The organism is Pseudomonas sp. GW821-FHT02H09 (assembly GCF_059421425.1).
The window spans coordinates 131,369-146,028 of the sequence record NZ_JBWKVA010000019.1 but is presented as its reverse complement, the minus strand read 5'-3'; the positions used below and the strand labels follow the sequence as shown (position 1 = coordinate 146,028).

Below are 14,660 nucleotides of genomic sequence, written 5' to 3'. Positions count from 1 at the left end.
TCCGACGATGGACTTAAGTGCGCCGCGTTTAGCCAGTAAACACGCGTTATCGTTAACGACCATCGTCGGAACGCCGCCCGGAGCAAGCTCGCTCCTACAGTGGACCACATTCGCTTAACTGAACGGCATTAGGCACAATGACCGGGCATGGAATCCGGGACCTGGGCTCTTACCTCACTGGAGTGCGAGGGTGTAGCTGTAATGCACCTCTCCGGTATCCGGCTTCACTAGCCAGTAGTCATCGTTGTCTTTTTTGAGCCGATAACATTCGGTTGGGTCCTTGGGCATAATGCAACAGATCACTCCATCCTTGACTGTCCAGTGCTCTAGTTGCGCCTCAGAGCCGGCCATCTGGAAAGTCTCGGTACCGTCGGCATTAAAGCTCAATGATTTGCTCAATGAACGCATCAGGGCGCCAGTGGTCACTCTTCATCCAGCCTGCGCCGCCGATAGTGCCTGACACGGCACTGCTCCTCATGCTTGACGCTTAATGGCCGTAAGCGTGTAGCACATAGGTAGCTGCACTTGCTGATTTTCGTAGAGATCGTACATCTCCTCGCGATTGGAGTGCGGATACTCCTTCAAGTGTGTGATCTGAAGCCCGGCCTCTATTGAACCCGTGACGATGTCACCCATCTGATGGACAAACCAATAGAACGGAGAGATCTTCGCCTCGACTTTTCCCTCATAGACAATCGCGTTGTCTTCGACAATGGGCTCCACACGAAAATAGGAGCTGTGTACACGCAAGGGATCGGTCGACTCCGGATCGAACATCTCGAGGAAGGGATGGGTCTCATAAATCACCAAGGTGCCGCCCACTTTGAGGGTCTTCGCGACATGAGACAGGAAGTCCGCAATATCGGGCATCCAGTTCAATACACCAATCGTAATCAACGCAACATCGAAACGACCGTGGAGTGCGGGCGACAAGCAATGGATGTCGGCTTCTATGAACTCGGGATCATGGGGAGAGAGAGACGCCAGCTCCCGCGCCTGATCGAGAAAAGCACTGGATTGATCAACTCCAACCACGGAACGAGCGCCAAGGGCAAAAAGCGAAAGGCTCTCTCGACCATTATTACAGCCGAGCTGCACCACATCTTTGCCATCGACCCCCACACGCAGAAGCAAGGATGTGATGGTCTGGTCCAGGCATGAAAAATCCGCGCGGCTAACCGAACTTAAACGCGCCTGCCATTGATCGGTATTTTTATGATGTTTGGCAGAGTCATTCCACGCATCCCGGTTGCTGGCTATGGCACTTTTATTTTTTTGCATTTCCATTGCATTCTCCGATCCTGACTGGACATGGCGTTCACTGAGTATTGGCTGCGAGTGACGAGACTCGACTCCTGCGCCTGAAAAAACCGGCCTGAGTATACCCATCGGCCACAGGCCGTTGCACCGCGATGGCGCTCACAGGGGGGCATCGAATGTACAGTATTTGCAGGAAGAAAAAGAAGGGGATCAATGAGCCCTATGCACAGGTGCGCGAGCAGTTGGCCAGATGCGCAGCGATTTACCCGAAGGTCGGCAATCAGACTCATTGATCGTTGCCCAGCTCAATGTTGGGCGGTTTCCATTTAGATAAATGGAGGTTCATCGGCACGCTCACACCTCAACCTGTTTCCTTCAAGGCAGGAGCCGTGCAATTACTTTTTTAACAAAGCCCGCCCTGCGGGTCTAATAACTTTTTGTCCCGGCGTTATGGTCTCTGGAGATAAGCGCCCCTGGCTGATCTGAATCAGCGCAGTCGACCAAGCCATTGATTGGCTATAGCAATACCGAATCGCAAGGCCTCACCATAGGTACACCACTCGCCCATTTCCTCGCCGAGCTTGACCCAGTCTTTTCCAGCCTTGAGCCAAATAGTAATTCCGATAGGCGACATGCTTTTCGGATCACCCCAGATGAAGTCGATCTTTGCTTGTTCTCCGTTTGGATGGATGTAATCCACGGGATAAGGCCTTTCCACAACCAAATGCATGGAAATCTCCCTGATCCGGCCCCGTGCCGGGATAAATAGAAATAGACCACGCACTCAAGTCATGCCAGTTGCAGACCGCCTCGCCTTTACGCCCCCCCGGAAATGACAAAGCCCGGCGCGGGGCCGGACTTTGTCGACTCCAACAACAAATGCGCACTACCCCTTCGGTAGCGTTAGTTGATGACTACCATCACTGAATAAAGGCGGTTACTCCATAGAGCACACCGATGCACAAGCATATACCCGGCTCGGAATTAGCACGGTCTTACAGACTCATGCATTGTTCCGAGAGCAGGCTACCAATCAGCTGCTAGTGTTAAACGTACGCGCAAGGTCCCCAATACCAGACTTGCTTGTGCGTCCTCTCTCACGTCCACAGGCGGAACACCATGAGATACAACCTGTTCGAGAATCAGAGAAACGAGATCATCCTGCTCGCCCGTATCCTTCTGATGATCCTTTTCATCATGTCCGGCTGGGGCAAGCTGACAAACTTCGGCGGTACCGTTGCTTACATAGGCTCACTTGGCGCGCCCATGCCCATGGTCGCCGCGGGGGTTGCAGTCGTCATGGAGTTCTTTGTGGCGATAGCGGTCATCCTGGGCTTCTACACCCGCCCACTCGCCTTTCTCTTCGTCTTGTTCGTACTCGGCACCGCGCTGATTGGGCATCACTTCTGGACAATGGTTGACCCGGAACGCGGGGCCAACATGATCCAGTATTTCAAGAACATCAGCATCATGGGCGGCTTGCTGCTGCTGGGCATTACAGGTCCGGGCAAATACTCGATTGATGGCAGATAGCGGTGCGCGCGGCTCGGGAGCCCCTCACCGGGATCTCTTGCGCTGCACGATCGTAGCCCCCTCACGATAGCCGGTGATCTGCTGGTGCTGGCTATTAAAAAGCCCCGGCATGGCCGAGGCTGGAGAAGTGATTCAAAGGTCGAGCTATTGGGTATCGGCCGACTTTTTCGATCTGACTTTGTAAGACGGCAAAATGGCCGCATAAGCCATGGCTTCTTCCCGGGTGCCGAAGGATCCGAGCCGGTCACCTTGCGTGCACACTTTCCAGGGGCCGTTGTTTACACTGATCAATTCATAACCGTTGATTTGCATCTTGCTAAGCATTGGAGCGCTCATAGTCACCTCCATTCAGGCAAAGATAATCCAGGGGTGCCGAGATCACCTTATACGCTGCTTACCCCTGATGACGATGCTCAAGCTCCATAAAATCAGATAATCGGCACGCCGGGTTCTGATGCATGGGCCGTCGAGTCGGCAAGGGAAGCCGCCTGACCCGCCCTCGCCCTTTGCACCGAACACCTTGGGAGAACGACAAGCCTACAGTCGGTCGGCCTCCTTGATCATATTGGCAGCGAGCTTAATGCCCTGGCTTTTTGCATCTTCGAAGCTTTTATAAATCGCTTTTTCATGAAGATTCTGAATATTGTCCTCAGAGTACTTCACGGTAATACGAAGGCCTTTGGGGATTGGATCACCTGGATCCCCCCATTCGAAATCAATCATCGCCTCTCTGCCGTTTGAGTGGACGTAATTAAAGGGGGACGGCCTGTCTACTGGTGCCATTTCGTTCTCCCGGATATCCAGTGATTGCCCAGTCTTAAGCATTAGTCCACAACCAACCATCACGCCACTCTGACGAGGATTCTTGTCGCCACAGCAAAACAGAACAAACCCGTTCGCCTCGGCATGACGGTCGTGAAACCAGGTCAGCGGACGCACCAACGGGGTCACCAGTTCATTATCATCGGTAAACCAGGCCTGAAATCGTATGTCTGGCCACTGACCTCACCGTCGAAACCGAGAATCAGCATGTGCTCAGCGCCATAACAAATTTCAAATCCTTCCATCTGATTTGCGCAGATTGCAGCTGTAGAAAAGTTTTCAACCTCGGGGGTCATGATGCGAACTGACGTGATCTCGCGTAAACCTTGCGGATGCTCTAGAGGCTGCGCTCTCTCGATTGGCAGCTGGTCGGGGCGCTTGGCAAAAGAGAGGAAAAACCACATGGGCTCCGAGATTGGCGCACTCCCGACATCCACCTTCAACTCTGCCGGCAGGTAAGCAGGACGATACTCCCACGAGGCAAAGCCTGGCTTGCTTTCGACGCCCGAAGGCCTGAAACAGACTCCAAAGGGGGACGCAATGCCATCTGTAGACGTCAGGCGATCAAAGAGTCGGGTTGGGGCGCTCAGATGGCTTTGAGCTTCCAGGGCATTGTGAAGATACAAAAACTCAATGAATGTGTTTTGAAAGAAAAACCTGCGATTTGCAGTACCCTGGCCTGGATGTGTATTCGGGGAGCCCTCAACAAGTCCAAAATTTGTTAATGCGTCAGCTTCTTGCCCGTTGCCGTCTACGCAAATAAATAGGTGATCGACTTCCATTAAAAATCCCTTTTAGTGCTCATGATCAACTGATTCCAATTTCGCGGTAACCATTCAGCAATATCATGTGCCGGATCATCGTCGCGGTACGGAGGCTCTGCGCCAGGAACAGCAACAGGTAGCGGCACTTCTGGCGCGTGATCACCAAGCTGCCCGCCCAGCGATCCCGGAAGCCGACCATGACAGCCACCCTGTTCACCTTGTATATCCACTACTGCACCGCCCAAGGTTGCGAAACCAGGCCGCTTAGCCAGTGGCGCACGCTCGAAGAGTGCATGGCCCAGATCGCGATGTACCACGCCGTGGTGCCCGGTAATTACTCCATGGAGTGCAAGTGATGCAAATCGTCCTGACTCAAACCTGAACTACGCGCCCTCGCCAGTACTGCCGTTGAAGAGACCAGGACCTTTCGGTGGCTACGGTCGCCTCACCGATTACCCACTACCTCGACTTACTGCTGTACCGGTGTGCAGAGTTCTACCAGCGTCCCGTCAGGGCATCGAACGTAGGATACGGTTTGCCCCCAGGGCTTGGTGCTTGGGGCAGAAATTTCAGTGGCGCCCGCGTTCAGCGCTCTGGCATGAGCGGCCGGAACGTCCTCGGTAACCAGGCCGACTTCGATTCCGAGCGGTTTGGGGGAAGAGTGTGCCGGGACATGGCCGGTGCTGAAGTTCATCGCGGCCAGTTCATCGGCAGCGAATGCCAGCGCCGTTTCTCCTGTTTCGAGTTCGCCATAGGTGGCGGACTCATGGAGGAACCGAACGTTAAGCCCGAAGGCGGACGAAAAGAACTGGAGTGAGGCAGCAACGTCGGGGACATAGATGATCATGTAGCCGAACTTCATGGACGAACATTCCTTGTCATGCCAATTGAGCGGCGAATCTAGCATATTGAAGCCAGGTGCTTCATCAGGCTTTCGTCCATCCCATTACTTTCGACCCAATGCCGCCTGTGACGACTTGTGGGAGCGGCCAGCGCCGCTGCTTCGAGCGTGCCCAAAAAATGAGGGGCGACTGCGCCTGGCGTTCGCGAGAATTCCTTTAAGCGTGCTGGAGCCGAACTGAATTGTCTGGAAGCTCCAGATAGAGGGGCTTCTTCTTGTAGATAACCTCAAAGTCACACCCATAGATGTTGCGGCCTATTTCATAATCAGGGCCCTTGCTCTCTATGTTGTGCGTTGCGATTGTCAGCGCCGTTCCGATACCGATAACCGCCCCAATGCCTGAACCGATGGTCGGGGTAACTGCGCCGATACGGCCGACTGTGTAGACCCAGCATTTGAAACCAGCCGACTTTATCAACTTCTCGGTGTACTCAACGGCCGACTGGTAGGCACTGAACGGAACCTTGCTGATCTTGAAGCTTTCTTTATTGCGAATTTTTTGCAAAATTTCTTCAGTCGAAATTTCGTGGTAGTTGCAAACGTTAGCATCCATAGTGACACCCTACCGAAAAATGTGGCTGGCATTCCAAACTATCGGCTGATTTATCAATGACTTTAGCGATTGGATCCTAAATCCTCAAATAGCCTGTTTCAGCGGGGGCAGTTGCGACGTCGGCCAGAAATCGAAGACGTGCACGCTTGAACAGGTTGGGCTGACTTGGGCAGCAACCGCTCTCGTAAATGTCGTAGCTCAATGGGTAGGTCTGACAGGCTGCCGCCAAAATCGGCAGGCAAAAAAAAGCTGCCTTAAATGGCAGCAAAAAAAAAGAGCACGCGTTGTGTTGCCTGATTATAGCGACCGGACTGTTACAAAATGATGACGAGCTTTTTGCTGGTGGAGAGCCCCGGAGTACGGTCCATGCCTCCCAAATTCAATGAAGTGTTGGGTTGATCGGTGGCATGCATTCGAGCGTTGCCAGGTTGAGCAGCGTGAAGTGGCCATCCAGCCAGCCGGCGGTATCTATGTGATAAACGTTTCCGAGCACTGCCACCTGGCGCAACGGGGTATGCCCGGCAACAACCGCGCGAACGCCTGCAACCACTGACCGGTCCTCATACTGAAGGCGATGGCGCGACCATTGGCAGATTGCGCTCAAGTGATCTGCCTCGCTATTGCCAAGCTCGATCGCATTAACCAGTTCTGACCAGCTACTGCACGGGCAATCAGCGTGAACCAGCCCCACCAGCCCGGCAGCAGTCTCGACCTCGATCAGTAGCGGCAAATCGCTGAAAATGCTTGCGTAACAGCCTTGCTCGACGCCGGAAAGGGCGTAAAACCATGCGCCACCATTGATGTAGTGAAGGGCGCACTGACTGCTGCCCTTACCGGCTTCGTACGATTCGATCGCCATCTGCTCATGATTGCCGCGAATGGCATGAAACCACGGTTTGCGCAGTAGCCAATCATCCACTTCGAGCGATTCAGGCCCGCGGTCGACCAGATCACCAACGCTGAACAGCCGGTCCACGGCAGGATCGAAGCCAGCGGCATCCACAGCGGCCTGTAACCGGGTGAAGTGACCGTGAATGTCGCCAACGGCAAAGTCGCGACCCGTGGTGTTGATTTCAAAACGCTTGATCTTGCTCATATCGCCACCCCTACTCCTCCAGTAGACCTTTTTCCAGCCAGATCATTTGCGACTGGAGCAACGATTGCAGGTAGTCAACTGCCGGGACTTCCCAACGCTTAATGTGGTTCGAGTGCGCCCCTCTGGCAAGCGTCCCGCTATATGATTGGCAACCAGCAAAAAACAGCGCATCGAAGCGCTGTCACCGGGCCAGGTGAACGTCCAATGATCGCCGCGCCTTCCAGGAGGATAACAGTGAGCCGCACCAGCCATGTCTGCCTTATGGCAACCTATAACGAGTGGATGAACGCCAAGATCTATGCGGCGGCCAGACGCCTGTCCGATGAAGAACTCTCAGCCGACAGGAAAGCATTCTTTGGTTCTATTCTCGGAACGCTGAACCACGTGACGGCCGCAGACACGATCTGGCTAAAGCGATTTGCCAGGCACCCAGCGAACTACTTGGCACTGGAACCGGTACGGCAGCTTCCTGACCCGAAAAACCTCGACCAGTTACTGTTCGCAAATATCCGGGAACTCTCAAAGCATCGAGCGTGGCTCGATCGAGTAATAATCCAATGGGCTCGCTCGATTACAGAGCCCGATTTAGATCACACCCTTCATTACTCAAGCATGAAAGGGGTTGCGGCAGACAAGGGCTTTTACAGCCTGGTCATGCATTTCTTCAATCATCAGACCCATCACCGAGGCCAGGTTACGACCCTGCTTTCACAAGCGGGTGTCGACGCAGGTGATACGGATCTGGTCGCCCTCATCCCATCTGAGCCCGATGCGTAACGACAAAGCCCGGCGCTGGACCGGTCTTTGTCGTGTCAATGCAAAGGGCGACCCGCAAACACAAACACCACTACAAACAGTCACGCAGTGACTTCTTCAGAGCGTTTGACTTGGCCCATGGCGGGCCTTGGTAGAGCGATACCCGACTCCCGTTCTTCGACTTCACGATATCGAGAATCTCATCGGCCGTTACAACGCTTGGCGCCGTGATCCGGTATCCATTCGTAATGTCGGACTGAGTGGTTTTAGGGACCTCGTGCTGCCAGGCAGGCAGCACGCACATGGCGTAGTCTTTCGGTGCCTTGGTCGTGAACTCACTGACATTTGGCTCGCCCGGCACCAAGGATGCGGGCAACGAACACCCGGCCAACATCACCATCGCCAGCGCCCCAATCAAAATCCGCATAGTGCTCCCTCGTTCTGAAAGTGGCGGACTGTATCACTGCTTCCGCGCACTTGAGAAAACCCGCTGCAGGAACGACAAAGCCCAGCGCGGGGCCGGGCTTGCTCATCACGTCGAACTTAGTGTTTCGGAGCTGCCTTGAGGCTATCCAATCGACCGCTCTCCAGCAAAGCCTTGTACTTCAATGCATCTGCTTCACTGTGATAGACGCCTACAAGAACATCTCCTTGATATACATCCCACATTCTGACTCCCTCTCTACTTGAGTCATGAGACATGTGATGCTCATCGCGTTCTTTGACAGTAATGACCATTTGCGCATCCCCCGGATTGAGGTGGGTAAGGTATTTTTTACTCCAGTAATCTCCAGGATTCCATACCGAAAATCTGCAACCGTCTACCCAGCATCGTTTTGCCTTTCAGACCTTGATCCCCCCAGTCCATAGCCTGCGAGTCCAAGGACCTGCACCTCCTACTAAAATAGTTTTGGTACGACCAAAGAAGGTGCAGTGCCTTGCTGTCGAGGCTCGACCTTTCAAGTGGCATGAATGCCGGCCAGAAACCTCATTAACAGGGGGAAATGGAATGAACAAAAAATCATCACCAAAAAACAAGTCGTTGGTTTTTATATCAATTTTTTCTATCTGCCTTTCGTTTATTGCAGGATGTGCACATAAACAGACTGAGGGGCTCGCTACAACTCCAACCGGGGGCTCCAGCTGCTACGCAAAAGCAATGCCCACTGTTGGAGAGGGGGGCCTGGCATGGGGTTCCAATCTGCAGCAGGTACGCACCTCTTCAATGGACAATTGCAGACGCTATGCAGGTCGATCAGGTGGAACTCCGAATACCTGCAAGGTAGTGCAAGCCCGCTGCAATAATTGATCTTCCGCTCTATTGGTTTCACTGCAGACGGCAGGTCCAATGAGTCACAGACATGCGCTCACTGCAGCTAAGCTAAGGGATAGGCTGGAGGACTTGCCATGTGCGGAAGGCTTTCACAATATCGGGGCATCCACGACTTCGTTGCCGCGCTGAGCATGCCCAATGCGCTGGTCAACACTGTGGGCGACCAGCCAATCGAACGGTACAACGTCGCGCCCACTACCCAGGTTGTGCTTCTGCATCTGGAAGGCGAAGCACTGCATGCCGACCTTGTTCGCTGGGGATGGCGCCCGCACTGGGCAATCGACAAGCCGCCACCGATTAATGCCAGGGTCGAAAAGGTCGCGCACGGCCATTTCTTCCGGGCGATCTGGCCACACCGTGCCATTACCCCAATCGACAACTGGTTCGAGTGGATCTATGAAGGTGGCTCGAAGAAACAGCCCTACCTCATCCGGCGCCGTGACCGCGCACCGATACTCTGTGCGGCCATCGGGCAGTACCCCGCCGGCGGCCGTGAACCGAGGGAAGACGATGGCTTCGTGATCATCACTGCAGAAAGCGTCGGAGGATTGGTCGATACCCAAGACCGGCGGCCGGTCGTTCTGACACCGGAGCTGGCCCGGGAATGGCTCAACCATTCAACACCAAAGGAACGTGCCGAACAGATGCTCCTCAAGCAAGGCGAGCCACCTGATACCTTCGAATGGTTCAAGGTCGACATGGCTGTGGGCAATGTGAGAAACCAGGGGGCAAAACTGATCAAGCGGGTGTCTTGATTTCTCTGAGCGGTCAAAAGATGGCTTATCCAACTGCACTCGGCAGTTCAAGCAGGCGTCGCTACCGGGCGTGCGGCAGTCGGGCCATGCATGATTGGGCCTCTCTGGTTTCGCGAAATAGCCGATCGTCTCCATCAGCTTTTTTGTGCCTGCGATTCAGGCGCTATAGGTGTCCAGCGCTTCCGTGGTAGCTTTTTATTTCCACACGAAAAGGCCTCGGAGGCCGGACATGACTGATAAATCTGCCGAGTACGCTCGGGACACGCTTAATGCGCTCATCGCTGGTGGATACGCCCAAGGGTTGATTCAGAATCGCCCCGGAGAGACCGGCCTTCGGCTTGATATGGAGATCCTTCGCAGCCTTGAAGCCCAGCTTCGCGAGTACTACTCGACCGGGCCTTATCAGCCGTCGCAGATGGCGACATCGCTCGACATTCGGATGTGAAGTAGTGAGATACAAAGACGTATGCGGAGGCAAAGGCTTCTGCATACGCTTTGGCCCCTCCCTATCTACAGCCGACATGGATCTGTTTCATGTGTCGGTAGCGACAAGACGCCTGTAACCAGTCGTAGTCTCTCAAATGGAGGCTCGCCGGTGCTGGCACCAATCCCGGCACATTCGACTAGTGGTACTTGAGCGTGAAATCCCACCTTCCTACGATATATTTACGTAGTTGCTTAAATGCTCCTGCAACTGCGTGGGTGGTGAGTGACCTGAACGCCTACCAAGCTCGCCACTCGCTTCATGCGCATCTTGAGTCTCAATGGCTCTACTTCCTCCCCATCAAAGAGCTTTGAGGCTCTTTTTTGTCCTGTACAAAACCCCGAAACGACAAAGCCCGGCACCAGACTGCAATGCTGTTCAGTTAAGGAATTTCTGGCTCCGCACATTCCCCGTAGCAGCTGCCGAAGGCTGCGTTCGGCTGCGTAGCGGTCGTAAAATCAGGCACTGTGGTGTTACAGGTTGACCGTGGTTGCATGATTTGCGACTGCTGCGCAGCCGAACGCAGGCTTCGCCAGCTGCTACGGATCGCGTCGTCGCCTTAACTGAGCAGCATTGCAGCACCAGACTGAGCTTTTTTTGTAACCGTACAGGACGACCTGTATACAGAGGCGCCGCTACAAACAGTCACGCAGTGACTTGTTCAGAGCGCCTGACTTGGCCCATGGCGGGCCTTGGTAGAGCGATACCCGACTCCCGTTCTTCCACTTCACGATATCAAGAATCTCATCGGCCGTTACAACGCTTGGCGCGGTGATCCGGTATCCATTCGTAATCCCGGATTGAGTGGTTTTAGGGACCTCATGCTGCCAGGCAGGCAGAACGCACATGGCATAGTCTTTTGGTACCTTGGTCGTGACCTCACTGACACTTGGCTCACCCGGCACCAAGGATGCGGGCAACGAGCACCCGGTCAGCACCATTCCTGCCAACACCCCGATCAAAACCCTCATGGTTATTCCTCGTCCTGAATATGGGAACAGTGGTAATCGTCTTTATCTGGATCGGACCACGATCGTCGATGCGAGCACGTCGCCAAGTCGTTTCCGTGAGCCGAAGAAAATGAATATCCAGTCAAAAATATTCAGGAACGGCGTCGTGATGTTGAGCATGCAAGATGGATAGAGACTGCAATCGACTACCCAGACTGGCCAGGTTTTTGGGCGTCTGGTACCCGCTTTGGGTATTGCTGACTTCCATGCTTCGTCACTCCGTTGATACATAGATACGGAGTTATCGGCACGGCCTTGGCAATATTTAATGTCGTGATCGTCTGTATAGCGACAGAAGTCTGAACATCTCTGGATATCAGGTGTGTCCAGCCATGCAACAGGCCGCCCCCTTGCGCCTGTACAAATCGCCAGTAACCCGAAAACAAAGGCACCAAAGGTTGGGTTTACTGAGTGGCCGACGGCGAAGGTCGAGCAGGCGGCTTGAAGCCGCCTGGTGCAGATGGTGTGGAATCCGCACGCGGAGGTCTGCCGGAATTGAAAAAGCACTATTTGATATGCGCGATCTTCAAGCCAAGGCGGCTACCGACAGAGAAGCGTCAACCGGGAGCATCAGGGGGCGCGCGACCAGCTCGGGCATACCACGATTGGCATGACCGAGCAGTACATCAGGATGCGCAAAGGGATGAAGGTCCCTCCAACAAACCGGGCAATGGCTAAAGCTACTTCGCGGCATATTTCGTGCCGTGCGGATCGTCAAGCTTTGCCTGCAACAGCCCCCACTCGCGCTGAATGATCGAGTAAGGAATAAAGACGCTGATCCTCTCAGCGCTCTTTACGTCCAGCTGCACGCTCACATTGTTCAGCGTGGTGGAGTAGAAACCGACATTGATGCCGACAACACTGCCGTCACTGGCGATAACTGGCCCGCCTGACATCCCCTGGATCAGCGGGGCATCATGGATGGCATAGAGATCACCGCTGTGTTCAGCGGTATTGGAGAAAGGCGTTTGATACACCTTGCCTTTCCCGGTGGCGGTCGCCAGGTACGGGCTTGCCCCCACGGCAGTTATGGATTCGCCCACACGCGGTGCGCGCCATGATGGGTAGCGGCCGTTGGCCTTGTGCTGAATGAAGACAAGGTCGCAGCCTGTGCTGCAGCTGTATTTCACGTTGGAGATGAACGGGGTGTGGCGAGTGGTGACGGCGTAGTCCTCGTTCCATTGCACGGCAGAAGCCATGTATAGATACGGAAAAGGAAAGCCTGAAAAGACTAAAAAGTATGAATTGTTAGTAGGCCCCGAAAAGTCGGGCTCTACCATACCGTTGCATCCTGCAGTTACAACTCCTATTAAAAAGCAGGCAATGATCTTGATCATTATGTATCACCAACTTACAGGGAGAATGTGACTGTTTTTTGTTGTCAATTTTTTGTCTTTTGTCGAACCCTAGTTCTCCTTACTGCTTGTCCTAGTTAAGCGCTTTGTAATTTATGGCTGAGTTTTAATGGCGCGTATGAATGAATCGTGCTAAGGCCAATCGCTTTACGATCCATCCAGATGAACAAATATTTGGCGCCTGAAAAATGGCAGAAACTTGAAGTAAAAAGAGTAGCCTCTATGGGCTCCCTGATAAATAACGACGGACATCGACTTCGCCATACTTGCACGCTAAAGCACTGATTATTCTGGGCTTTTCGGTTCCATTGTTTGGGGGTTTGAACTCTGTAAATCGACAGACTTCATAACTATCATGAACGCATTTCACGACCATCATGAAAGTGATCAAAAACCATTATGGAAGTTCTCCATTACTACTACCGAAGTGCTCAACCACTATTACGGAAGTGTTCCATAACCAGCCGCCCCCTCCTCCGGGGTCCTGCCGACCAAACATCATCAATCAAATCGGTGTTCTTGTTTCTGTGTTTCCCGGAATTCCGTGAAGAACCAAAAAAGCCCGCACTTGGCGGGCCATCGATAAGCGTTCAGCTATCAGCAGTCTATCGCCTCGATGAATTCGGGCAGGGCCATGGGCTTGCCTCGTTCATGGGGTGTTTTCGTAGAACGTTTTATTCAGCGTCGCTCGAACGACATTCGAAGTCACACAGCAGGTTATCTGCCAGTACCAGCCCATCATCGGTGATCGATGATTCTGATGAAGAGCCAGTCAGCGACATCAGGGCCTGGAGCGAAGCTAATCGGGTAGCCGTCGCCCTCATTGAAGAGGCCAAGGCCGGTCGATTAATCTCATATCCGTTCACCGTTTTTCGATTTCAGATAGGACTAGTACTAAGGATGGTCTGAAGTAGACACGTATTTCTGGCTGACTTCGGCCACCGTTGATTTTGAAGGTGGCGAATCGATCCAAAACGCTCAGATCACTCACTCATTCCTGTCTTTTTAGCCGCGGCGAGCACCTCCCAGCGGCTATTCCCCACATTACAGGCGCACCTCTCCTGTATTGCCCAGTAAATGTCGGCGGGCCATCCACAGATTCGACAGCGCAAACAGCATCACCAGCTGTGCCGTGTTCTTGGCCAGGCCACGGAAGCGCGTCTTCACATAACCGAACTGGCGCTTGATCACCCGGAACGGGTGCTCGACCTTCGCCCTTACCTGCGCCTTGGCTTTTTCGATTTTGCGCTTGGCTTTGTACAGGACGCTGCGCTTGCCCAGTTTCTGGTAGGTGCTGCGCCGGGCGGCAATCTGCCAGATGACTTGGCGACCTTCATGCTCGGGGCGTTTCTCCACTCCGGTATAACCGGCATCGGCACAGACCACGTTTTCGTCGCCGTGCAGCAGCTTATCGACCTGCGTGACATCTGCCACATTGGCCGGCGTGCCCACCACGCTATGCACCAAGCCCGACTCGTCATCCACACCGATATGGGCCTTCATGCCGAAGTACCACTGATTGCCTTTCTTGGCCTGGTGCATTTCCGGGTCGCGCTTGCCGTCCTGGTTCTTGGTCGAACTCGGCGCATGAATCAGCGTGGCATCGACGATGGTGCCCTGACGCAGCGACAGGCCGCGATCACCCAGATAGCCATTGATCACACCCAGAATCCCTGCCGCCAGCTCGTGCTTTTCCAGTAGGCGACGGAAGTTGAGGATGGTGGTTTCGTCGGGAATGCGCTCCAGGTTCAGCCCAGCAAACTGGCGCAGAATAGTAGTCTCGTACAGTGCCTCTTCCATCGTTGGATCGCTGTAGCCGAACCAGTTTTGCATCAGATGGACACGTAGCATCGCCATCAGCGGATAGGCCGGACGACCACCATCACCCTTCGGGTAGTGCCGCTCGATCAGAGTAATCAAACCCTTCCACGGCACCACCCGATCCATCTCGATCAGGAACAACTCTTTACGCGTCTGCTTGCGTTTTCCGGCGTACTCGGCATCGGCGAAAGTCATTTGCTTCATCGGAAAACTCGGC

At 53.9% G+C, this 14,660-nt stretch carries 20 protein-coding genes; 6 read left to right on the top strand and 14 right to left on the bottom strand.

Features of this window, described 5'->3' with window-relative positions:
- Positions 1-174 precede the first annotated feature (174 nt).
- The 3 genes from AC07VR_RS23725 to AC07VR_RS23715 form a co-directional block, all read right to left on the bottom strand.
- Complete coding sequence (locus tag AC07VR_RS23725) at positions 175-426, bottom strand: hypothetical protein (protein ID WP_494991281.1); 252 nt, start codon at positions 424-426, stop codon at positions 175-177.
- Between the two features lie 48 nt (positions 427-474).
- The gene (locus tag AC07VR_RS23720) at positions 475-1,287 is read right to left on the bottom strand and encodes a class I SAM-dependent methyltransferase (protein WP_495012759.1); all 813 of its coding nucleotides are present in this window, start codon (positions 1,285-1,287) and stop codon (positions 475-477) included.
- Positions 1,288-1,747: 460 nt separating this feature from the next.
- On the bottom strand, positions 1,748-1,990 hold the full coding sequence (locus tag AC07VR_RS23715) for a hypothetical protein (protein WP_494991279.1): 243 nt from the start codon (positions 1,988-1,990) through the stop codon (positions 1,748-1,750).
- Positions 1,991-2,379: 389 nt separating this feature from the next.
- Here AC07VR_RS23715 and AC07VR_RS23710 point away from each other — a divergent pair, with 389 nt between their 5' ends.
- Entirely contained in the window at positions 2,380-2,793 is a 414-nt protein-coding gene (locus AC07VR_RS23710; RefSeq protein WP_495012758.1) for a DoxX family protein, read from the top strand.
- 144 nt (positions 2,794-2,937) lie between these two features.
- On the opposite strand, the gene AC07VR_RS23705 is transcribed toward AC07VR_RS23710, so the two are convergent.
- The 4 genes from AC07VR_RS23705 to AC07VR_RS23690 form a co-directional block, all read right to left on the bottom strand.
- Positions 2,938-3,129: a DUF2188 domain-containing protein gene (locus AC07VR_RS23705; RefSeq protein WP_494991277.1), complete on the bottom strand. Its 192-nt coding sequence runs from the start codon at positions 3,127-3,129 to the stop codon at positions 2,938-2,940.
- Positions 3,130-3,330: 201 nt separating this feature from the next.
- On the bottom strand, positions 3,331-3,732 hold the full coding sequence (locus AC07VR_RS23700) for a hypothetical protein (RefSeq protein ID WP_495012757.1): 402 nt from the start codon (positions 3,730-3,732) through the stop codon (positions 3,331-3,333).
- Positions 3,733-3,740: 8 nt separating this feature from the next.
- Positions 3,741-4,397, bottom strand: a complete 657-nt coding sequence (locus tag AC07VR_RS23695; RefSeq protein ID WP_495012756.1) for a VOC family protein — start codon at positions 4,395-4,397, stop codon at positions 3,741-3,743.
- 25 nt (positions 4,398-4,422) lie between these two features.
- Entirely contained in the window at positions 4,423-4,587 is a 165-nt protein-coding gene (locus AC07VR_RS23690) for a hypothetical protein (protein WP_495012755.1), read from the bottom strand.
- On the opposite strand from AC07VR_RS23690, the gene AC07VR_RS23685 reads away from it, so the two are divergent.
- On the top strand, positions 4,577-4,735 hold the full coding sequence (locus tag AC07VR_RS23685) for a hypothetical protein (RefSeq protein WP_494991275.1): 159 nt from the start codon (positions 4,577-4,579) through the stop codon (positions 4,733-4,735). The genes AC07VR_RS23690 and AC07VR_RS23685 overlap by 11 nt on opposite strands.
- A gap of 113 nt (positions 4,736-4,848) precedes the next feature.
- Here AC07VR_RS23685 and AC07VR_RS23680 read toward each other — a convergent pair whose 3' ends face one another.
- The 3 genes from AC07VR_RS23680 to AC07VR_RS23670 form a co-directional block, all read right to left on the bottom strand.
- Positions 4,849-5,241: a VOC family protein gene (locus AC07VR_RS23680; RefSeq protein ID WP_494991274.1), complete on the bottom strand. Its 393-nt coding sequence runs from the start codon at positions 5,239-5,241 to the stop codon at positions 4,849-4,851.
- A gap of 196 nt (positions 5,242-5,437) precedes the next feature.
- A complete protein-coding gene (locus AC07VR_RS23675) occupies positions 5,438-5,833 on the bottom strand; it encodes a hypothetical protein (protein ID WP_494991273.1) in 396 nt (131 codons plus the stop codon).
- Between the two features lie 379 nt (positions 5,834-6,212).
- The gene (locus AC07VR_RS23670; RefSeq protein WP_494991272.1) at positions 6,213-6,929 is read right to left on the bottom strand and encodes a metallophosphoesterase; all 717 of its coding nucleotides are present in this window, start codon (positions 6,927-6,929) and stop codon (positions 6,213-6,215) included.
- 234 nt (positions 6,930-7,163) lie between these two features.
- Here AC07VR_RS23670 and AC07VR_RS23665 point away from each other — a divergent pair, with 234 nt between their 5' ends.
- Positions 7,164-7,706, top strand: a complete 543-nt coding sequence (locus AC07VR_RS23665; protein WP_495012754.1) for a DinB family protein — start codon at positions 7,164-7,166, stop codon at positions 7,704-7,706.
- Positions 7,707-7,776: 70 nt separating this feature from the next.
- Here AC07VR_RS23665 and AC07VR_RS23660 read toward each other — a convergent pair whose 3' ends face one another.
- A complete protein-coding gene (locus tag AC07VR_RS23660; RefSeq protein WP_494991270.1) occupies positions 7,777-8,112 on the bottom strand; it encodes a hypothetical protein in 336 nt (111 codons plus the stop codon).
- A gap of 980 nt (positions 8,113-9,092) precedes the next feature.
- Between AC07VR_RS23660 and AC07VR_RS23655 the strand changes: the two genes are divergently transcribed.
- Positions 9,093-9,773 (top strand): SOS response-associated peptidase family protein, encoded by a 681-nt coding sequence (locus AC07VR_RS23655; protein WP_495012753.1) that lies wholly within the window; start codon positions 9,093-9,095, stop codon positions 9,771-9,773.
- 229 nt (positions 9,774-10,002) lie between these two features.
- Entirely contained in the window at positions 10,003-10,218 is a 216-nt protein-coding gene (locus AC07VR_RS23650) for a hypothetical protein (RefSeq protein ID WP_494991267.1), read from the top strand.
- A 674-nt stretch (positions 10,219-10,892) separates the two neighbouring features.
- Here AC07VR_RS23650 and AC07VR_RS23645 read toward each other — a convergent pair.
- Positions 10,893-11,228, bottom strand: a complete 336-nt coding sequence (locus AC07VR_RS23645) for a hypothetical protein (protein ID WP_494991266.1) — start codon at positions 11,226-11,228, stop codon at positions 10,893-10,895.
- On the opposite strand from AC07VR_RS23645, the gene AC07VR_RS23640 reads away from it, so the two are divergent.
- Positions 11,131-11,400 (top strand): hypothetical protein, encoded by a 270-nt coding sequence (locus AC07VR_RS23640; protein ID WP_494991738.1) that lies wholly within the window; start codon positions 11,131-11,133, stop codon positions 11,398-11,400. The two genes, AC07VR_RS23645 and AC07VR_RS23640, sit on opposite strands and share 98 nt — an antisense overlap.
- Positions 11,401-11,947: 547 nt before the next feature.
- On the opposite strand, the gene AC07VR_RS23635 is transcribed toward AC07VR_RS23640, so the two are convergent.
- Together AC07VR_RS23635 and AC07VR_RS23630 are read right to left on the bottom strand one after the other, a co-directional pair.
- The gene (locus AC07VR_RS23635) at positions 11,948-12,547 is read right to left on the bottom strand and encodes a trypsin-like peptidase domain-containing protein (protein WP_494991716.1); all 600 of its coding nucleotides are present in this window, start codon (positions 12,545-12,547) and stop codon (positions 11,948-11,950) included.
- A gap of 1,119 nt (positions 12,548-13,666) precedes the next feature.
- The gene (locus AC07VR_RS23630; RefSeq protein WP_495012752.1) at positions 13,667-14,647 is read right to left on the bottom strand and encodes an IS5 family transposase; all 981 of its coding nucleotides are present in this window, start codon (positions 14,645-14,647) and stop codon (positions 13,667-13,669) included.
- Positions 14,648-14,660 lie beyond the last annotated feature (13 nt).